We start from the raw sequence: 19546 nt of genomic DNA on the forward strand, positions 1-19546 counted from the left end.
GTCCAGCCGTAGCCGGGGCGCCCGCAGGGCTATGGCCTCAGACAAGCTGCCGTGACGCACATTGCCCTCCGGAAGAGATGCCGCCAGCATGACCGGCGCGCCGATCGCGGCGGCGTAGCTTGTAACCGACCCGTAGTCTCCGATGACCACGTCGCTGGCTACCAGTGCCGCACGCCATCCCTCCTCAGGCGGCAACAGCAACAGTCCGGCCCGCAGGCAGTCCGCAGCCACGCTCGGACCATCCAGGGCCCGTGTATAGCCCAAATATTGGGGTGGAGAATCGCCGCTACCCGGTACTCATCAGGCGGTAACTCGCGCATCAGCCGGTCTAGCAGGTCCGGATGACGGCCCAGCGCGGACTCCGGCTGCCAGGTTGAGGTCACGGTCACCAGCCGCTGGGCCTTCCCAAGCCCCAGTGCGCCGCGGTAGCGGTTACGCGACGGCAGACTGGCCATCAGCCGGTCGAAGCAGATGTCGCCCGCCACGACCGCGACCGGGACTGCCTCGGGGCACGAATCCCGTAGTACGACGAGTTCATCGTCGTGTGTCAGGGGCAGTGCGGACGGCACCAGCCGTCCCCGGCACATCAACGTCGCACGGTCCAGACCGTGAACGGGCAGGGCATGTGGGCCGGAGCTTCTGGGACGCAGCCGGGAACCCATCGAGCCGGCCCCATGGGGCAGGAGTAGCACCTTCCCGTGAAGATGGCTCACCGCGCTGTCGCTCGCCGCCAGCACGAGATCGAATTCGCACTGCACGGCTTGGTGCCACGGGAGCAATAACCCGCCGTGCGCCCGTACGAAATCCTCCGCGCCGTCACACATGGTCCCATTGGGTGTTGGCGGCACCGTGAACATCACGACGACCCGGTGGTCTGCCTCCAGCAGCGGGAGTACGTCCATCAGCCGGGTCCCGGCGACGACGAACGGTACAACGACCAGCACCGTGCGGCACCCGGTACGCAGCACCCGGCTGTGCGCGTCCATACCGACCGGCCCGTTCAACCACCGCACCTCGGACATCACCGCACACCTCGTCGCGTACCGGCTGCGACATGATGGATTACCATCAGAGTGGTACGCCGTCCCGTCAGGGTTGTTCCCTCGGCTGCGTCAAACTCGTACGGTACTGATATGCATTCACTGTCCAACTCAAGCCTCCATGGCTCGTCACCTGGGATGAAGCTGACGAGCCTCAGGCTGTCCCAGGGAGTTGGACGGCCGACCTGCACTCTGTTGGATGTGATGCTTGCCTTGCAGGTCACGCGGCATATAGAAGCCGGTCTCCCCCGGGGCGGGAGACCGGCGAAGCGACTCGGATGTTAGAACATCCAGGTCGTTTCCGACGCGACTGCCACGGTAGGCACAGAATTAGGTTTTTGTCCCGTCGTGCGAAACATCCAGGTGGCGGGCGCAACAGTCGGCTTAGATGTGAATTCGAATGTTTTTTTCGTCTCGACGAACATCCATGTCGTCGAAACGGCCTCCTGTGTAGAAGCCGACTCAGGAACACGTGCTCCTGAGTCATTCAGCCGCTCGCTCAGGTTGGACGAACCATTTGCGCGATTGCCATGTGTGGCAACATAGGCAGCGCCGGCCACACTGGCCGCGCCCGTTACCATAAAGGCCATGACAGCCAGCCGGGCGACATTGCCTTGGCGGGCAATACTAGTCATTCCGTTCCGTTCTTCTAGCATGCAGACTTGATTATGGCGTTATGGGCGACCTTGCCCGTTCCGCATAACATCGGCAATCCTAGTATACGGACAGTGTCCGTAACCCTACCGGTCTGACTCAAATACTAAGGCCGGGCCGGTGATCAAGCCGCTGGGCAGCGCGTAGGGCCCATAGTACGAGAGTTCGTCAGTGCCAAGTCAAACCAGGCTCAAGCCTCCAGACTGACCGAAAACCGCATGAATATGGCATTTCAGCCGATACGGTGAGACGATCCGTCGGGGAGATATGAGGACCATCTTCCGGGGGATGGCCATGGACGTGGCGGTGAAGCTCCTGGGCCCGATCGGTTTCTGGGCCGATGGACGGCGACATGGGCTCGGGTCGCTCAAGGAGCAGGCCGCTCTAGTGATTCTCGCGTTGGAGGCTGATCGATCGGTTCACCTGGAGACGCTCATCACGCGTATCTGGGATGACCATCCACCAGCCCATGCTCGAAGCAACTTACTCAGCTACATCTCGCGACTGCGTCGTCGGCTAAGACACGCCACGCATGGACACGTCCACATCGTCTCTGTGCCCGATGCCTACCGGCTCGTCCTCGATCCAGAGAGCGTGGACCTTCACCGGTTCAGGCGACTGCGCCGTCAGGCCGATGCCATTGCCCAGAGTGGTGAGGCCGAGCACGCTGTCACCCTGCGGCGTGAGGCAGAGGATCTCTGGTCTGGCGATGCCCTCGGTGGCCTCTCTGGTGATTGGATGCAGAGGGTCCGTGCAGGACTTGAGGCCGAGCGCCGCTCGCTCACCTTGGACCGAATCGACGGCGAGCTCCAACTGGGCCATCACGGTCGTCTAATTGGAGAGCTGCGGCAGCTGGCTGCACAGCACCCGCTGGACGAACGGATCGCAGCTCAGCTGATGACCGCCTTGTATCGGTGTGATCAGCAAGCTGAAGCCTTGCAGGTCTACCGCGAACTCCGCGCCCTACTGGTCGAGACGCTCGGTGCGGAGCCGGCCGCCCGAGTGCAGGAAGTCCACCAGCGCATCCTGGATCGTGATCTCGATCTGGCGATAACCCCCCGCTATCGAAACAATCGTAGTCAGGGTCAGCCTTGCACCTTGCCGGCCGACCTCGGAGATTTCATAGGCCGCACAGGCGAGCTCAACGCTTTAGACAGCGGACATCACACGACACAGGTAATCACTGGAATGCCTGGCCTCGGCAAGACCACCTTGGCCATACGCGCTGCTCACCGGCTCGCACGCAGGTTCCCCGACGCGCAGTTATTTTTGGGCCTGGCGGCACACGACCCAGGGCGCGCTCCACTCAGTCCATCGCAGGCACTCAACACACTGCTGCGTACGATCGGAGTCCCAGCAGCAAAGATTCCCTCTGCCCTCTCCGACCGCGCCGTGCTCTGGCGCGCGGAGATGGCCAATCGCCGAGCGGTCATCGTCTTAGATGACGCAGCCGACGAGGAGCAGATACGCCCACTGCTGCCCGCGACGGACGCATGCCGCGTACTGATTACGGCGCGGCGCAACCTATCCGGTCTGCCAGCCGCTGAGCACATCGCACTCGACGTCCTGCCGATGAAAGACGCAATCTCATTATTCGCTCAGATTGCGAGGTGCGGAAACGATGATACCGTTGAAGAAGCGATACGTCTATGCGGACAGCTCCCCCTTGCAATACGATTGGCGGCATCCCGTGTGCGAAGCGGCGAAACTGTCGATGAATTAATAGAAGAGTATAGCGTCGAGTCGTCCAGTCTCCGCGCTGGGTCCGACGAGATGCGTGCAGCGTTCGACCTCTCGTACCAAGAATTGAGCTCTATTCACCAGGAGGTCGCCCGGCGACTGTCGTGGCATCCCGGTGAGCACCTCACGGAAAATGCTGCAGCATCCCTGGCTGGTCTGTCCAGCATTGAGATACGCGCCACGCTGGCGACGTTGATCGAGCATCATCTTCTTGAAGGAAGCACAGATACCACCTACCGATTCCACACCCTGGTCCGCTTATATCTGCGCGAATGCAGCAAGAATGAAGACGGCCCGCTTATGATTCGTCGGGCATTGAAGCGACTTCTGAACTATTACCTGAATTCGGCAAATCAAGTCGATCGTCTCTTGCATCCTCACCGTAGACGCCCTTCCCTGGCTAGTCGGGAGAAGATGCCATGTGTCGAGTCGCGATCAAGCGCGCACGCGTGGTTCGAGTCAGAGTGGAGCAGCATGCTAGCGGTGGCGCAGTATTCGACCAACCATGAATGGCATGAAGAGGGTGCAAATCTTGCATATTTGATATCAAAGACTTTGGAAGAGTCTGGCTTTTGGGAGGAAGCGTTAACGGCACTTGAGGTCGCTTTCCGATCTGCTCAGGAAACAGGCGATCAACCGGGAATCATTCGTGCGGCGCTCGATCTATCATTCCTCAAATTCCTTGGAGGTGACGACGACAGCGCCCTCAAATATGCCGACCAAGCGCTGACCATCGCACGACAGTGCGCGGACAATCACGGCAGTGCAGACGCCCTGGACAGAATGGGCATCGTGCACTGGTCTCGTGGCCGCTATCGAGCGGCACTGGCGCATTGTCAGGAGGCCATTCACCTCTATCGTGAAATCCGCGATCGAACAGGTGAAGCCACTGCCCTCAATCATATCGGCATCGCCTGCTGGCACCTTGGGCGTTACGACGAAGCCGCTTCCAACATTCAATCGGCCCTTGCAATTTACCGTGATACCCAAAACGACCGTGGCGCCGCTATGGCGCTCAATAATCTCGGAGACGTGCAGCAGAGTCGCGGCTATCACCGCGATGCACTAGGTTCATATCAACAATCACTTGCAATATTCGACAACATCCTTGGTCGCCATAATCGCGCAATTCTATCTAATAATATTGGCAACGTATTTCGCTATAAAGGAAACTATCGTGAAGCGCTCGATTCATATCGAGCGGCACTTGCAATCTATCGAAGAACCGGTGACCGCAGGGATATGGCAGATACCTATAATGGTATTGGTATAACATTTTTTCTTATGGATCGATACAGTGAAGCTCCGATCCATCATGAGAAGGCATATGATATTGCGACGGATATCAAGAATCCGTATGAGCGTACGAGAGCATTGATTGGGATGGCCAATACATGCAAAGAGATGGGAAATTATTCCCGCGCTTTGCAGAAATTTGACGAAGCACTGCTAATAGCTCGGGGAATGAGTGACCTTTATCAAGAGGCAAAAATCCACTCCGGGATCGCCGATGTAACGCTTCGAATCGAGAACGGTGAAACGGCGAAGATCCATTGGCGGCAGGCGCTCGACATATTTCAAAATCTTAACGTTCCGGAAGCGCTTGAAGTCGAGATGCGTTTGCAAGCACTAGATGATCTGGCATCATGAATATCGCGATTTAGGTAAGCAGAGTGCGGCTGGGCGGTGATCTCATGCTCCGGCGAAGCAGCTGACCCGGCTTAAGATGCTTACGCGCTGTTGCCGCTCTGCTCGCGAGTGGAATCCTAACCTTCTCGGCCCGTATGAGCCTCGCCCGGTCCCTGCGGATCTCGTCAGCGAGGTGAAGTTGTGGACGACTGCAAGGGGTTACGCTGTCCCGGTCGGTCGTCCAGCGCTCGGATCCTGCTCCGACGGAACCCTAAGCGGCTCCTCGGGTCATCGCCTGCCCTACGTCATCGTCAAACTCGACAAACAGAATAGGCCTATCCGGATTCGTCCGGGTCTCCTCAGTTGATGGTCAGGCCGCCGTGTACGTTTCGAAGCTGGATGACCTTTTCGGCCGTCCCGTTGAAGACGTTGGTGACACCTTCGTTGTTCGCCGTTGCGTCTACCCTGGTCTGCCGGAGGCGATCGTCAACCACGACGCGGAACTCGGGGTCCTCGTCCATGGCACGCTGGAATGCAGCCTCAAGATCGTCGGCGAAGCCGGCGTCTGCTTCCATCACGCGACGCAGAGCCTTAGCCAGTCGAGCGATCCCTGCGCCATCATCGGGCCTGGCGATCGCACCCACTAGAGCCTCCTCGTCGGCGGCTCGTCCGCTGAGTTTGTCGCGCACTTTTCGGCCAAACGCGACGATGCCGTCCTTAACGGGCTGTCCGGTGAGCTCGACCGCTTTGCCCGCCGCTGCCGCGGCAATCGCCAGAGTTAACGGGTCTCCCATCGATCACTCCCAAACGTAAGGGCTGAGGTGACCGCAGAGCGGCAAGAACCTAAAGATCATATGACACCCACTGTGGGGGTTGGAGATCACCTCAGAGGAACACGGTCACAGAACAGTTCACCACGCAGTCCGGCAAAACACCAGCGCCCTGACCCGGCTCCGTTTTTTGCTTGTCTGATGCCGATCGTGTTCCCGTCATCCCCCGTCAAATACCCGGTCGGGTTTGCTGGATGGTGCCTGGTACCCTCCGAAAGCAGGGTGGTTGTGCAGAAGTGTGTCGATCGCTGATGTTTCCCGGTCACGGCATTACCTTGCTCGGGGCTAGAACGCTCACCCAGCCGCACGAGATCAGGTCGGTGAAATCGGCTGTGCTGGCTGCGGGAACATCTGCCCGGGCCAAGTCGGCGCCCCTGCTGCGCGCTCGTCGAACGGATGCGAGGGATCATCCCTCCACCTGGAAACGAGCGATTCCGGCTGATCGGTCGTGCGGGGGGCTGCCGAAGACGGCGTGCTTCGCGGCCCGGGCAAGGGAGGCCTGTGTGGTCGCGGGGATCCCGATTCTGTTGAGGTGGAAGATCACATGGAGTGCGATCACCGCGCGTAGACCTCGGGTGAGTCGACCGGTTTCGCGCAGGGTTCGGAGTGCTGCGCCGGTGTCGGTGAACGCGGCGAGCCATTCGCTCGCGATGGTGTCCGTGCTGGCCGCACCGAGCAGAAGGTGACGGACGTCGCCGGTGAAAGAGGCCCAGGCCTGGGAGCGAGGGATAGGTGGCTGGAGCCCATCGCGCTGTTCGGCGACCGTTGCCCAGACATCACCCTGCTCGGTCCAGTCCAGGCCGGCGGCCCGCATGAGCGCGGTGCACAGCACGAGCGAGTGTTCCCGTCGGTCGGCGGGGTCGTCGTGGAGGTAGGCGAGTAGGTGGCGGCTGTCGCGGTGGAAAAGGGTGTGGGCGGTGTCCATGCTGGCCTCGCCGCCGAAGGCGTGAGTCTCGGGTTCGTAGATGTCACCGGTCCAGGTGACGTCGGCGGTGAGCAGCGGGTGCACCAGGTCGTCGCCGCCGGCCTCCTCGGTGGGGAGGTAACGGATGCGCCATGGGCCTTTGCGGATCCACCACCATGCGGTGATGAGCCCGTCGGCCTCGGCGGCGGGCAGGATGCGGACGAGGTGGCCGATGGCGTGGCGTTCGCGCTGTTGGCGGTTGCCGGGGTAGGCGATGTTGACCTGGCGCCAGGGAGTCTCGCGGAGGGGCTCATCCATGGGCGGGCCTTTCACAGGGTTAGTAGAGCAGGAGGCAGGCGTCCCACAAGATCGTCGTTCCGGCGACGGCCAGGGCGGCACCGGCCGACCCGTCGAGGAACCCGGCCGGCTCATCCGCTGCCGTGGTTGCGTGCTGGTGCAGGTGCCGCAGGGATGTGAGCGGTATCGAGGTGAGGGCGTCAGCGGTGATGCGGTGCCCGACCGCCAGGACGCCGGCGGTGCCGTGGCACAGGCTTCGGTCGATGAGCCGGGCCGTCTGGGCTGGGTCGTTCACACAGCCGGTGAACGCGGTTTCGGCGTTGTGCTGCCGGGTCGTGTCGCCGAGTGCGCGGGCGGCGAGTTGCTGGGCGCGGGCGATGCCGGGTGTGCCGTAGCACCAGGACGGCCGTAGTGGACTCCGCTGGCTCGGTTCGCCGCGGCGTATGTCGTCGAGCGTGATGATCTGCGGCCACCAGGCACCGCTGTCGGCTCGCTGTTCCCAGGTGTCCAGCCATTGACAGATACGGGTGATCGCTTCCGTGTGCCCGTCGACGGTGACGCCGTCCCTCATTGCGAGAGCGAGGAGTGCGAGCGGGCCGGTGACGCCGTGGGCGATCCCGTGGTTGCTGTGACCTCCGACCGGCGGCGGCTGCTGGTAGTTGGGGCCGGTCGTGCACCACCAGCCGGGAAGCCCGCCGATGGGCTCGGTGAGCCGGACCAGATAGGCCAGTACGTCCCGGAGTAGATCGAGGTAGCCGATGCGGCGCAGAGTGACGCCTAGTCCGGTCAGCCCGCGGATCAGGTCGAACTCGGCGTAGTGCTGCGGCGGGTGGTGTTGGTCGATGCGGCGGTGGGCGGCCTCCAGCCGGCGGCGGGTCACCGTCGCGGTTCCGGCGGCGGCGACGGCCCGTGCCTGGGCGAGGTTGGGATGATCGGATCCGGCGAGGACGAAGGCGAGGGCGGGAGCGCCGTAGTAGAGGCTGGCGCTGTCGGCGATACTGACGCCACCGGCGACAGCCTGTTCCAGCGCTTGGCGCGCCGGACCCCATCGGCCGGTCTCCAGGTGCAGCAGGGCGATGCCAACCGGCCCTTCAGCGAGGGACTGTCCCGCCGTCATGAGCTGCGCCGGGCGAGGTCAGCGTGGGCGACGGCGCGGGCCAGACGTAGGCACTGCTGTTCGGAGGCGGTGTCCACGCCGATCATCCGGGCGTGATGTAGGTGTAGCAGGTCTGCCAGCACCTGGTCCGGATCGAGGCCGTCGCGGTCAGAGAGAGACCGGTAGGTGACCAGCGCTGCGGACAGATCATCGCCGCCGTAGGGGACGCGGGCGAGGGCAAGTTGGGCGGCTTTCAGCCGTGGGCCGCTGCGGCGGGGGACGTGTTCGGCGAGCCAGCGCGAACCCTTCCCGCCGGTGAAGGCGTCGGCGATGGCCATCATCCCCGCAGCCGCGGCGGCCTGCCGGTCGCCGGACAGCCGCTGGAGAGCGGCGGCCGAGTCGGCGGCGAACACCGCCTCGGCCGCAGCGCGGGTCGGCCCGGTCCCGTGGCGGGTCTCGGGCCGGTAGGTGTGCAGGGCGTAGTCGGACAGGACGGCGCCGGCGTGCAGCTGCTCCGCCCATTCGGCGAGGTCGCGGGCGGCGTCGGCGAACGTTGTGGTCTGCAAAGGGATCCGTAGCCGCAGGTGGGGAGCGGGGTCGGGGTAGCGGAGGAACCACCAGCCTGCGGGCAGGTCCTCGTGCCGCTTGACCAGGTGGGCGAGGATGTCGTCGCACCGGCCGTACAGGTGTGCGTTCAGCCATGGCGACGCTCCGGGCCGGTGCTGCAAAGTGCCGGCGGCTCGCGCGGCGCATGGCCGGCGGGGTTGGGTGTCGGTGAGGGTGAGCAGGAGCTCGGCGGGTCGGCCATCGAGCCAGCCGGACGGTCCGGGGACCTCGGTGAGGACGGCATGACCTCGCCGGTCGAGGTGGCTGCGCAGCACCGTCAGGTGAGCGGGCTCGTCCAGGTCCAGGCGGATCCGCACATCGTCGTCGCCGATGAGCACCTCGCGCGGCAGCCGGTGACGTGCGCGGTACGGCTGCCACGCCTGCAGCCACTGCGGCCACGACGCGGTGCGGGCGGGAAGCGTGGCTTGGCCGAGCAGCCAGCGGGCCGGGTGCAGGATGGACCGGCCGCGCCGTACCCGGGGCAGGAACGGCAGGCTGCGGGCGTGTCCCCAGTCGAACCTGCTGCACGGAGCCGTCCACGCCGTCCAAATCTCGGCCAGGAACCAGGCGAGGGGCTGTTGCATGGCCGGCAGCACACAGTTCAGCAGTAGCGGTTCGACCGGCCGGCCGGTGGTGCGGGACACCAGCCACAGCCGCTGACCGTCGCCGGCCACCGACAGATCCTCCACCGTCAACTGCGGGTCCGGGCAGAAGTCGCCGACCGGCAGGACGGGCAGTAGCTCGGGGGCGCGGGCGACGGCGGCCAGCCGCGTCTTCAGGGGAGGCCCGGACAGTTGCACCGTGTCCGCGCCGGGCAGCGCGGTCGGCAGGCTCGCGTAGACGCGGCGGAAACGGTCCAGCTCGGTGGGAGTGAGCAGGTGCAGGAAACGGGCGGCTGCGACCCCGGCGTGGCGGGCCCCGCTGACCACCGTCAGGGTGAACGCACCCCGGTCGAGATCGTGTGACGTCTCGGCGGCGAGGGTGAACCGGAGCTCGGTGTGCGGGATCGGCGGCCGGTCGTCGTCGCCGCGCAGTCGGCCGATCAGCTCATCATCGAGTACCACCTCGGCGCAGCCGTCCAGGGCGGACTGCTGGGCGAGTTCGGCGAGCGTCTTGTCGCGGGCGGTGACCATCGTGGGTTCACGGCGGCGGGGTGAGCCCCGGTACCCGGCGGGGAATCCCAGGATTTGCAGAACCTCGCGCAGCGGCACGGCCGCCCCCGGCCCCCACCGGTCCAAGAACGAGGCATGGTAGGTGGTCCAGCCTGGCGGGGGCGGCGCCACGGCGACGAGTGCGGACGCGGCCTCCCGCGCCTCAGCGACCACCGCCGCGGGCAGCGTCACCGAACAATCGACCCGTAGATCGACCGCGACTTGCCCACCGAAGTCGGGGAGGTCGCGGTGGCGGGTGAGGTGCGCGGCCGGGTCGGTCACGGTCATCGGCGGCCGGACCGCCGACAGCAGCACCCCGGCTTCCACGAGAGCGGCCAGCAGCTGCTCGGCTGCCGCCGTGCCGGCGGGCAGTATCTCGGCCACCCGCGCGGTGAGGTCTCCGAACATGATCGGAGACGCGGCGCTCTGCACCGCCAACCAGACTGGGCCGGTCAGGTCAATCTCGACATCCCATACGCGGCCGCCGTCGGCGCGAGCGCAGGGCAGCACCCATCGATCCCTATCCCCCCGTGGATACCCGCGTGAGTTCGTCACCACGGCGACCGTACGGAGGGTGGCCAGGTCCCGTTCGGCCAGTGCTGTGTGTTGGGCGATGAACTTTTCATCGGGCCGGGTCGCAGCGTAGTGCTCCTCGCCCCAGCGGATCGCCGCATGGGAACCGAACTCGACTGGTGCCACCCCGGCGAAGGTTCCGAATGGGGTCGCGCGGGTCGTCCACCGCAGCAGATATCGCACCGTCGCCTCGACCAGGCGCCGTAGCCTGCGCTCGGCCATCGGCTCGCCGGCCACGGCGTGGGCGATCTGGCCGGCCAGTTGAGGCGCGGCGGGCGTGATGGCCGCTGCGAAGCCTGGTAGCGCCCATGCCTGGCTCAGCCATTTCAGCCACTCCTTGGGCTGGTCGGCGGTCAGGTCGGGCCAGGCGGGAAGGGTCAGAGCGTGGGGGTAGGCGGCGGCCCTGATTAACGCCGCGTCGGCGACGTGGAACATGCGTTCACCGTTCCAGGGTGATCAGGAAGAGGCCGGGCCCGGCCCCACAGCGAGCCCGGGCCCGGAGGAGTGGACGGGGTGTCAGCGACCGCCGCCGGAGCAGGCGTCTGAGCCGGTGTTGCCCGAGCCGCAGTTGTCGTCGGTGCTGGTGGCGTACGCGCTCGTGGTGGGCCCGGCGTCGACCAGGCGGACGTTCAGTTGTTCCATCAGTGGGTTCCCTTCTCGTGGGTGGGGGTGAAGGCGAGGACGAGGCGGCTGTGCCGCTTGTCCAGGACCGCCCCGTCTGGCAGGTCGCCGTCGGGGGTATGCGCGGGGAGGACGTGTAGCACCGGCGGCGGACAGCCGGCGTCCACCCACGCGCGCATGTGCTCGACCATCCGCCCGGCCGCCGCGGAGGCCGCCGGTCCGTGGGCGTATGCGCCGAGGTCGAACATCCGGCCGGTCCAGCTCAGCTCCGACCGGTAGGCGAACGTGCCGTCGTGGATGGTCGCGGGGGTGCCGAACTGCCACGACGGGGCGACGGTGCCGGCCTTGATCGCCGCCTCCTGCGCCGTTAGCACGACGAACTGCTCCACCTCGCGTATGAGGCGGATCGCTAGCCACAGGTCCAGGTCGGACAGGACGGTGCGGGGCGGCAGGCTCACCCCTGCCCATGCCTCCTGACGCGGCTGCGTGAGGAGACCGCCCATCGCGTCGGCGTCGACCTGCTGGCCTTCATCGAGCCGTAGGTGGACGCCGTCGGCGATGTCGACGTATTGCATGCCGTGGGCTCCGGCGCCCTGCACTGGCACGAACCCGCACTGGCGGTGGCTCTCACTGTCCAGCCGGTCGCCGGAGCGGCGCAGCGCCCACGATCGGGTCATCCCGTGCGTCCGCAGCGGCACGACGAGGACACCGTCGTCGGTGAGCTGGTCTCGCCACGCGGGTGGGATGTCCCAGGCGCCGGCGGTGACGATGATGAGGTCGTAGCGGCGGCCCGGCTCGATCGGCTGTTCGGCGTCCGCGCACACCACGGTGACGTCGTTGTAGCCCGCCGCTGCCAGGCAGGCGGTCGCCCGATCGGTCACCTCGGCGTCGATGTCGACGGTCGTGACCGACCCGGACGGGCCGACGAGCTCTCGCAGGAGCGAGGCGTTGTATCCGCCGCTGCCGATCTCTAGCACGTGACGGCCTTCCAGGCCCTCAAGCGCGTCCGCTGCCTGACCGAGCATCTCCGCGATCAGGAACGGCGCCGAGACCGAACTGACGCTTTCCTCACCGCGCCGCTTGGTAACGACCGCGGTGTTCTTGTAGGCCTCCTCCAGCGGCTTACCTGGCGTGTAGAGCTCGCGGGGAACGGTCCGCATCGCTGCTTCCACCTCGGGGCGTAGCGTGAGCCCCTTCGCCGCGTGATCGGCGGCCAGCCGGTCAACCATGTCGTTGCGGAGCCTCTCGCTGCCCGTGGTGGTGCCGACGCTCATGAGATGTCCTCTTCCGATGTGTAGGCCGCCGCGGCTCGAGGTGGCCCCTGGTCTTCTTGCAGGCCGACCCGGGGGCGGAATCCGGGTCGGCGAGCGACCCGAAGTCTGTCGTCTCCCGCTGTGTCATGCTGCCGGAGCAGCGGCTCGGTTTCAGGCAGGGTTTCGAGCCGGTTACCGCACAACACCTGGTGGAACTTAGCGAGCGCCCGCGCGAAGTTCTCGGGGGCCACGGTGCCGCTCATCTGCCGACCGCCGCTCGGCCGGCCTCGATGGTGGCCTGTTGATCGAGCTGCTTGCGGAGCGTCTCGGCGTCCTCGCCGCACACGGTGTGATGCATCTCCGCGTACATCTCCTCTTCGGTCAAAAGACGACTCCGGGTGGCCCACCACCAGCCCGCCCCGCTGGACCGCCAGATCAGCCACCCGGGGAAGTCGCGGACGAGCCGGTCGAACTCCTCCGCCGTCACCTGGTCGCCGGTCGTACGGGTCATGCGACATAGCGAAGCCGAGAGGTGACCCTCCAGGGAAGGGCGTACTTCCTGACGATTCGAGCGCTCGAAACACACGGGGTGTGAAACTCGCACACCCAGTCTGGTCATAGCCCGCGAACAGTGGGTCAGGCCGTGTTTACATTGCGGCAGCAATGGCGGATACGCGGGGGCGACCTGATGAGCGAGCCGAACATCCTCCTGGACGCCCTTCTTGATGAGGCCGGGATCTCCCGCGCCGGGCTCGCTTCCCGCATCAACCGCCAGACGAGCGAAACGGGCAAGCCGACCCAGTACGACCACACGTCGGTCGGCCGCTGGGTCGACAAGAGCGCGATCCCACGCGGAGATACACCGTCGCTGATCTGCGAAATCATCGGCCACAAGCTCGGACGGACCCTGACGCTCGCCGACATCGGGATGGATCGCGCACTTGCAACCCACGAGGATGTGCCACTACGTCGCACCGTCGACAGCGCCATCGCGCTCTGGCGCGGTGACCTGAAGCAATCGGTCAGAGTCTCGCGGCGGACGAACACGCTCCACGGAGCCGCGGCGATCGCTCCCGTCTTCGAATGGGAGAACCCTCCCGACGACATCGACGTCTCTCACCACGGCACTGCGGCCGTGGGCATGAGCGACGTCGATCGGATCCGGGACGCGCGGAACACCTACGAACAGATGTACCGGCGTGTCGGCGGCGTACCGGTGCGCCCTCGCATCTTGAAGTTCCTCAGCCAGCGCGCCGCCCCGCTCCTGCGCGGCACGTTCGACGACCGCACCGGCCGCGAGTTGTATCGGGCTGTCGGTGGCCTGGTCGCGCTGGCCGGGATAAGCGCCTACGACTCCGACCACCAGGCACTGGCCCAGCGCTACTTCCTCCACGCTCTGCGGATGGCAAAGGCCAGCGGACAGCGCAGCTTCGGGGGCTACGTCGTCGCCTTGCTCGCCAACCAGGCGATGTACCGGGGAAACCTGCGCCTGGTCATCCAGTACGCGGAAACGGCGTTAAGAGGGGCGCGAGGTGAGCTGTCGCCGGCACTGGTGTCGGATCTGCACACGTTGCAGGCGAAGGCATACGCACGCATCGGCGACGCCAACTCCTGTCATCGACACATGCGCGCCGCGGAGAGACGAGCCGCACGTATCGACCCGGCGAACGAACCCCGCGAGACCGGCTACGTGCAACCTGGCCTCATCGAGACCCAGCACGCCGATGCGCTGCGTCGCCTCGGCGATCTCAAAGCGGCACAGGAGTACGCCGAAGAGGCCGTCGCCACCGCCTCAGCGTCCCATCTCCGCGGCCAGGCTCACCGCTACGCCACCCTCGCCTTGGTCCTCAGCCAACGCGGGGAGGCCGAGGCCGCGATCGCCATCGGCGATGAGATGCTGCAGCGTGCCGAGGGCATGGAATCCGCCCGCATCCATGATCGCGTCATCACGGTCGCGAGAGCACTTCAGACGCACGACTCGACCGCCGTCCGGGCCTTCCTCGAACGCGTACGCCACCAGGCCGGCACATCCCTATAGCGTGGTGCCGCTGCCCGAAGCCCTCATGTAGGAGCGGTCTGTATGCGTTGGAGAGTCCACTCCGAGACAGAGCTGTACCGCGACGAATGGCTGGACATCCGACTCGCGGACGTCGAGATCTCCGGCGGCCGGCACCTCCAACACCGGCTGATCCGCGCGCAACCCGGCGCCGGCGCGGTCGTCGTTGACGATCGTCAGCGCGTCCTGCTGATGTGGCGCCACCGGTTCATCACCGACGCTTGGGGCTGGGAGATCCCGATCGGCGGAATGAATCCAGGTGAGGACCCGGCGGCCGCGGCCGCGCGAGAGGTCGAAGAGGAGACCGGCTGGCGACCCGGACCGCTCCGGCCAGTGGTGGTGACGCATCCGACACCCGGTATCAGCGACAGCCAACACACGATCTTCCGCGCGGACACGGCAACATACGTCGGGCCACCGCAGGAAGACTGGGAATCCGAACGGATCGAATGGGTTCCGCTCAGCGAGATACGCGAGCTGATCGACAAGCAAGACATCGTCAGCGGCACGACCCTAGTAGCGCTTCTGTACGTGCTGGCGAGCGGCTGATCGCCGCGCGGAGATCGGTCGCCGTTTCCTGCAGGCCCAATGCCGGTTCGTCGTGGACCGGCGATCGCGGGCATGACACATTGGAATAGCCCGTGCTGTTGGGCGTGGTTACGGTGGCTGCGGTAAGACCGTGTCCTTGAGGAAGCCGGCCGAGATGGAGGGCCGCTGGATGGCCCGTGACCAGGTTTGCCCGTCCTGTCGATTGGCGTCGTTGAGCAGGTACAGCTCGGACTTACTGTGCGCCGCATGCCTGCGGGCCTCGCGGGGGACCGGTACGTCGGTGCCTGGGTGGTTGTGGGATTCCGAGCCGATGCGGCGAGCGCTCGCGCGTCTTGACGTCGGGGCGGTGGTGGCGATCATGCGCGCCGCGACGGGTCTTTCCCAACTCGACTTCGCGAACATCGTGGAGGGTTGGTCTCAGTCCACGGTGAGCCTGATCGAACGGGGGCGGCGGGACACGCTGTATGACGTACGTGAGCTGCTGCGTTTCGCGGACACCGTCGGCATGCCCCGCGAGGCGCTGCTGCCGCTGATCCTTGGCGATCCCGATGCGATTCTGGGTAAAGACAGTGGCTCGAAGCTTGCGGAAGGACTCGAGGTGGATCGGCGGTCGTTCAACGCGATGGCGGCAGGTCTGACGGTGGGCGTGGCCTTGCCATTTATTCCGGTCCCGACTCGTGTCGACGCTGCGCACGTGCGTTATCTGCGGGCATGTCTTGACCAGATCCGCAGTCGCTATCGAGACGCCGGTGGAGGCGCCGCGCTGGAGGAGGCGCTCCGGCATTTCGCGCGGGCTCGGGCGATGTTGGATGAGTCCGACTACACCACCAGTATCGGCAGGCAGTTGCTTGTGGTGACGGCTGAACTGGGGGAGGCGGCCGGCTGGGCGGCCTACGACCGCAACGATCAAAAGCTCGCTCGGCAACTGTACGGGGAGGCCGAGCTGCTGGCCGGTAGCGCTGAAGACGCCGTAGTCGCGGTGCACGTGTACACGAACCTCGCCCAGCAGTCGACATATCTGGCGCGCGTGACGGGCCGGCGTGGGATCGCCCGAGAGTCCCTGCGGTTCGCGAGCAGGGCCGCCGAGCTCGCTCGGCATGAACCCTCACCACGCCTGCACGCCCTGATCGCCTTGCGACAGGCGCTCGCGCACGCGGAGCTCGGTGACGAGATCGCGTTCCGCTCGCAGATCACCACCGCACGCCGAGAGCTGGAACGCGGTTCGCACGCCGCTGATCCGGCCTGGGCGATGTTCGTCAGTGATTCGGAGATCACTGGATACGAAGCCTTGGGATATGAGGCGATCAGCCGTGTACAGCAGGTGAACAACGGGCGGGCGACCGCGCTGTATCGCGCGGTCCTGGACGACCCGGACCGGTCGACCTGCGACAAGGCGTACTACCGCGCGCGGCTGGCCGACGCACTGCTGAACGACGGCGATATCAGCCTGGCCATAACCGAAGGGGCCGTGATCCTGCCCTCAATGACCGGCGGGCAAATGACCTCGGCGCGTTCGCTCGCCGAGCTGCGCCCGCTGCGGGCAGCGGCTGAACAAGCCTCCGCTGAGGAGTTCTGCGTCCGCTTCGACGCGGCCGTGCGCGCGCTGGCCGCTTAGATCGGGTAGGGAGAGCGATGGTGCCCGAGCTGACGTTTCGCCGCTATGACGCTGCGAGAGCCAAGACCATCAGGGACACGGTGGAGCTGATCCACCACGAGGCGTATGCCGCCGCGATCGAACGGGGAGACCCCTTCGAGTCCGGTGACGCGCCGATGAAGCGCTTCGACATCTACACCGGCCGTGCGGGGTTCGACCTGGTCGTCGCATTCCTGGACGGTCAGCCGGTCGGGCAGGCATGGGGGTGGGCGCTCGGCCCGGATAGTGCCTGGTGGAAGGGGCTCGTCGGCGACGTCGAGCCGGGGTTCACCGATGAGGACGGAACGCGGACCTTCGCGTTCAGCGAGTTCATGGTCCGCGTCCGCTATGCCGGCCGGGGCATCGGTCATGCCCTCCACGACGAATTGCTCGCGTCGCGAAAGGAACAGCGGGCGACTTTGCTCGTGCGCCCGGAGAACACAACCGCCTATCGGAGGTACACCCGGTGGGGCTGGCGCAAGGCGGCCGAACTGCGTCCCGCCATGCCTCATGCCCCGCTGATGGATGTGCTGATCCTTCCGCTACCACTAGGACGCTGAGATCTCAGGTTCGGTAGGTGCCGCATCTCATAGCGGTACCTGGTCGTTTCGCGGAGTCCCCGTCCACAGGGCGCGGCCGGGAACCGGCCGCGATCTCGAATCGCTGCCGTGTGGCTCACTCGATGCCGAGAGTCGCGACCAGACGCGTGAGCGCGTCGGTTTTGGCTGCGGCTTTTGAGCTGCCCGTGCCGGTGGTCGTGAGGTGCTCTCCGATGCGGTTGTCGACGGTCGCCGCGGTGGCGATGTGTGTCGGCCGGTGGAGGGGACCGATGGTGGAGAAATCCCACGTGAGACGTCTTAGCCGGCCGATGTGGACGAGGTGGTTCGCGGCGTTCGCCACTCGCCCGGCCCGGAGCTCCTCGCGCCAGCTTCTGCCGGGTCGAGAACCTTTCCGGACGGCGCGTGCGAGTGAGTCGGCGGCTCGGTTTCCTCGGCTCGTGTGATGCGCGCGAACCCACACCCAGGTGATGTGGTGGCTCGCGGAAGCCTCTCGCAGCTCGTCCCACAGGTCGCGGTGGGCGCGCGGTGTCGCCTGCCCGGTTGCGCCGTCGACGACGGTTTCGTGATCGCAGTGCAGCGTGACGCATGCGGGCCGATGCAGAGCTCGTAAAGCGTGTATAGCGGCGGCCAGTTCGGCCCGAGCGCTGTTGGATTCTGGCAGGCGTCCGCCCAGCTTCCGTACTTCCGCGCTCGGGCCGGCTCCCCATCGGATGATGGCCGCCCAGGCGGACGGGCCGTAACGGTTACCTCCGGGTGCCGATCCGTCCGTCCATACGAAGACGAGCGGTAGCCCGCAGTCGCTTCGCTGATCCATGCGGGCGCGCATGCCAGGTGGGATCTCGCCGAGCAGCTCAGCGGTACGGAGCAGCCCATAGACGCGACGCTTACCGATTCCGAGCTCGTCAGCGATCGCCTGCTTAGAGCTGTCCGGGGCACGCATGAAGATCTCGACCGCGGCCGAACGCAGTCCTCGATCGGGATCCTCGGCAGTGGGCGGGACACGACCGTTGCGGCGGGCGGCCCACAAGAGCCGCCTAGCCTGTTTCGGAGGAACGCCGAGCTCTTCCGCGAGAACCTCATCGGTGATGTCGGGCTCAGCGGTCGCTGCGGCGATCACGGCGGCACTCCGGGATGGGGCCTGTTCAAGTCGCCGGGACGGCACAGGACCGCCGGGGCTTTCTTCTGGTTCGGGCATCATCGGCGCCGTCGGCTACTCGATTGTCGGATAGGTGCCGCCGCGGTTGCGGAACGTGACGCGGGTCATCAGGATGCGGCGCATGGCGCCGTAGCTGCACTCGAACTGGTCCGCTACCTGCCGAATGCTCCACCCCTGCTTATAGAGCCGGACCGCGTCTTCCGTCATTTGTTGCCAGTCCGCGCTGGGCTCAGGGTTGTCGGCCAGTAGCGCCTGTATCGCGGTTCGGCTGTAGCGGCGGTGGCCGCCGGGGGTGCGCAGCGGTGTCAGTTTCCCTTCGCGGGCCCAGCGGGCGATGGTCGTCGTGCGGACGCCGAACAGTTCGGCGGCTTCGCGCGGTTTGAGCAGGTCATTAGGTTCTTGGGCGAGCATGATGTCTTTCTCTGTCAGCGCCCGGCCCTGAGCCGTCTCGCTTCCCCGGGACGCGCCGTACGGGGGCTTCGGCGGCGTCCACAGTGGCTCAGGGCCGGGAGTCCATGGGTGCCTTGATCAGATGCGTGCGAGCGAGTGCGGCATCGCGGATGAGGTGTCTGGAAGGTCGATGGCAGCCCAGACGGTCTTGCCGCCTTGGTCCTCCAGGCGCCAGCCCCAGTCCTTCGAGCAGGCTTCGACCAACAGCAAGCCACGTCCGTCCACACGGTCGACGGACTCTCGCTGGCGATCGGGGGCTGCTTCGCTGCTGTCCCAGACTTCGATCAGCACGGTTCCTGCCTGCCGGGAGACAGCGACTCGGAACACTTCTCCGATCTTCAGGGCGTTTGTGACCAGCTCGACCGTGACGAGTAGGACGACGTCAACAACGTCGCCGAGCTTCCAGCCGGTACACGCGAGCCGCACCAACACGCGCGCCTGTTCGGCTGCGATCGGATGCGGAGCAAGAGGCAACTGGTACGCCGCGCTCTCGGCTATCTCAGGCGGCGCTGAGCTATGTCCAGGATCGACTATTAATTCACGTGATGCGCACACTTGCCCTCCATTGGATTTGACCGAGCCGCCTGCTTCCATGCGACCGTGCAATTTAACGGCGGTGGGTCTGTCACCTTGCCGGGAGGGTTTTCGGCACCTCAACGCTGATACGTCATGCGGTGCGCTATAAGGTCATGACACATCGGAATATTCAACGACGTACACAGACTTGCTCATGGCGAATGGGTGATGG

At 65.6% G+C, this 19546-nt stretch carries 17 protein-coding genes; 5 read left to right on the top strand and 12 right to left on the bottom strand.

The genetic code is table 11. The features are described from left to right. Positions 1-158: 158 nt before the first annotated feature. Positions 159-1022: a hypothetical protein gene (locus tag OG417_RS25045; RefSeq protein ID WP_329260784.1), complete on the bottom strand. Its 864-nt coding sequence runs from the start codon at positions 1020-1022 to the stop codon at positions 159-161. 299 nt (positions 1023-1321) lie between these two features. Then, the gene (locus OG417_RS25050; protein WP_329260787.1) at positions 1322-1696 is read right to left on the bottom strand and encodes a hypothetical protein; all 375 of its coding nucleotides are present in this window, start codon (positions 1694-1696) and stop codon (positions 1322-1324) included. Between the two features lie 292 nt (positions 1697-1988). Between OG417_RS25050 and OG417_RS25055 the strand changes: the two genes are divergently transcribed. Next, entirely contained in the window at positions 1989-5084 is a 3096-nt protein-coding gene (locus tag OG417_RS25055; protein ID WP_329260789.1) for a tetratricopeptide repeat protein, read from the top strand. A gap of 338 nt (positions 5085-5422) precedes the next feature. On the opposite strand, the gene OG417_RS25060 is transcribed toward OG417_RS25055, so the two are convergent. The 7 genes from OG417_RS25060 to OG417_RS25090 all read right to left on the bottom strand — a co-directional run bounded on the left by OG417_RS25060 (position 5423) and on the right by OG417_RS25090 (position 12905). Beyond that, a complete protein-coding gene (locus tag OG417_RS25060; RefSeq protein ID WP_329260793.1) occupies positions 5423-5857 on the bottom strand; it encodes a hypothetical protein in 435 nt (144 codons plus the stop codon). Between the two features lie 442 nt (positions 5858-6299). After that, positions 6300-7115, bottom strand: coding sequence for a thiopeptide-type bacteriocin biosynthesis protein (locus OG417_RS25065; protein WP_329260796.1), 816 nt, complete (start codon positions 7113-7115; stop codon positions 6300-6302). A 19-nt stretch (positions 7116-7134) separates the two neighbouring features. Continuing rightward, a complete protein-coding gene (locus OG417_RS25070; protein ID WP_329260799.1) occupies positions 7135-8211 on the bottom strand; it encodes a lanthionine synthetase C family protein in 1077 nt (358 codons plus the stop codon). Then, complete coding sequence (locus OG417_RS25075; protein WP_329260803.1) at positions 8208-10955, bottom strand: lantibiotic dehydratase; 2748 nt, start codon at positions 10953-10955, stop codon at positions 8208-8210. The genes OG417_RS25070 and OG417_RS25075 overlap by 4 nt, the downstream gene beginning before the upstream one ends. A gap of 81 nt (positions 10956-11036) precedes the next feature. Beyond that, positions 11037-11162: an FxLD family lanthipeptide gene (gene fxlA / locus OG417_RS25080; protein WP_329260807.1), complete on the bottom strand. Its 126-nt coding sequence runs from the start codon at positions 11160-11162 to the stop codon at positions 11037-11039. Next, complete coding sequence (fxlM, locus tag OG417_RS25085; protein ID WP_329260810.1) at positions 11162-12415, bottom strand: methyltransferase, FxLD system; 1254 nt, start codon at positions 12413-12415, stop codon at positions 11162-11164. Before fxlM ends, fxlA begins: the two co-directional genes overlap by 1 nt. Positions 12416-12653: 238 nt before the next feature. Then, positions 12654-12905 (bottom strand): hypothetical protein, encoded by a 252-nt coding sequence (locus OG417_RS25090; RefSeq protein WP_329260812.1) that lies wholly within the window; start codon positions 12903-12905, stop codon positions 12654-12656. A 177-nt stretch (positions 12906-13082) separates the two neighbouring features. On the opposite strand from OG417_RS25090, the gene OG417_RS25095 reads away from it, so the two are divergent. The 4 genes from OG417_RS25095 to OG417_RS25110 all read left to right on the top strand — a co-directional run bounded on the left by OG417_RS25095 (position 13083) and on the right by OG417_RS25110 (position 17192). Then, positions 13083-14432: a transcriptional regulator gene (locus OG417_RS25095; protein WP_329260814.1), complete on the top strand. Its 1350-nt coding sequence runs from the start codon at positions 13083-13085 to the stop codon at positions 14430-14432. Between the two features lie 42 nt (positions 14433-14474). After that, positions 14475-14999, top strand: coding sequence for an NUDIX hydrolase (locus tag OG417_RS25100; protein ID WP_329260817.1), 525 nt, complete (start codon positions 14475-14477; stop codon positions 14997-14999). Positions 15000-15309: 310 nt separating this feature from the next. Further along, on the top strand, positions 15310-16614 hold the full coding sequence (locus OG417_RS25105) for a helix-turn-helix domain-containing protein (protein ID WP_329260820.1): 1305 nt from the start codon (positions 15310-15312) through the stop codon (positions 16612-16614). A 20-nt stretch (positions 16615-16634) separates the two neighbouring features. Further along, a complete protein-coding gene (locus OG417_RS25110; protein ID WP_329260823.1) occupies positions 16635-17192 on the top strand; it encodes a GNAT family N-acetyltransferase in 558 nt (185 codons plus the stop codon). A gap of 115 nt (positions 17193-17307) precedes the next feature. On the opposite strand, the gene OG417_RS25115 is transcribed toward OG417_RS25110, so the two are convergent. The 3 genes from OG417_RS25115 to OG417_RS25125 form a co-directional block, all read right to left on the bottom strand. Continuing rightward, positions 17308-18309, bottom strand: a complete 1002-nt coding sequence (locus tag OG417_RS25115; RefSeq protein WP_329260827.1) for an RNase H family protein — start codon at positions 18307-18309, stop codon at positions 17308-17310. A 93-nt stretch (positions 18310-18402) separates the two neighbouring features. Next, a complete protein-coding gene (locus tag OG417_RS54410) occupies positions 18403-18759 on the bottom strand; it encodes a helix-turn-helix domain-containing protein (RefSeq protein WP_442875726.1) in 357 nt (118 codons plus the stop codon). A 117-nt stretch (positions 18760-18876) separates the two neighbouring features. Beyond that, positions 18877-19353, bottom strand: coding sequence for an ATP-binding protein (locus OG417_RS25125; protein WP_329260829.1), 477 nt, complete (start codon positions 19351-19353; stop codon positions 18877-18879). Positions 19354-19546: the final 193 nt, after the last annotated feature.

Origin of the sequence: Actinoallomurus sp. NBC_01490 (assembly GCF_036227085.1) — a bacterium.
GTDB classification, from domain to species: Bacteria; Actinomycetota; Actinomycetes; order Streptosporangiales; family Streptosporangiaceae; genus Actinoallomurus; species Actinoallomurus oryzae.

Bases quoted from the DNA above. Each gene is read 5' to 3' on its own strand.
- OG417_RS25050 (WP_329260787.1), bottom strand. From the start codon at position 1,696: ATGCTAGAAGAACGGAACGGAATGACTAGTATTGCCCGCCAAGGCAAT.
- OG417_RS54410 (WP_442875726.1), bottom strand. From the start codon at position 18,759: ATGCTCGCCCAAGAACCTAATGACCTGCTCAAACCGCGCGAAGCCGCC.
- OG417_RS25090 (WP_329260812.1), bottom strand. From the start codon at position 12,905: ATGACCCGTACGACCGGCGACCAGGTGACGGCGGAGGAGTTCGACCGG.
- fxlM (WP_329260810.1), bottom strand. From the start codon at position 12,415: ATGAGCGTCGGCACCACCACGGGCAGCGAGAGGCTCCGCAACGACATG.
- OG417_RS25105 (WP_329260820.1), top strand. From the start codon at position 15,310: ATGCGGCGAGCGCTCGCGCGTCTTGACGTCGGGGCGGTGGTGGCGATC.
- OG417_RS25060 (WP_329260793.1), bottom strand. From the start codon at position 5,857: ATGGGAGACCCGTTAACTCTGGCGATTGCCGCGGCAGCGGCGGGCAAA.
- OG417_RS25095 (WP_329260814.1), top strand. From the start codon at position 13,083: ATGAGCGAGCCGAACATCCTCCTGGACGCCCTTCTTGATGAGGCCGGG.
- OG417_RS25065 (WP_329260796.1), bottom strand. From the start codon at position 7,115: ATGGATGAGCCCCTCCGCGAGACTCCCTGGCGCCAGGTCAACATCGCC.
- OG417_RS25075 (WP_329260803.1), bottom strand. From the start codon at position 10,955: ATGTTCCACGTCGCCGACGCGGCGTTAATCAGGGCCGCCGCCTACCCC.
- OG417_RS25055 (WP_329260789.1), top strand. From the start codon at position 1,989: ATGGACGTGGCGGTGAAGCTCCTGGGCCCGATCGGTTTCTGGGCCGAT.
- fxlA (WP_329260807.1), bottom strand. From the start codon at position 11,162: ATGGAACAACTGAACGTCCGCCTGGTCGACGCCGGGCCCACCACGAGC.
- OG417_RS25070 (WP_329260799.1), bottom strand. From the start codon at position 8,211: ATGACGGCGGGACAGTCCCTCGCTGAAGGGCCGGTTGGCATCGCCCTG.
- OG417_RS25100 (WP_329260817.1), top strand. From the start codon at position 14,475: ATGCGTTGGAGAGTCCACTCCGAGACAGAGCTGTACCGCGACGAATGG.
- OG417_RS25045 (WP_329260784.1), bottom strand. From the start codon at position 1,022: ATGTCCGAGGTGCGGTGGTTGAACGGGCCGGTCGGTATGGACGCGCAC.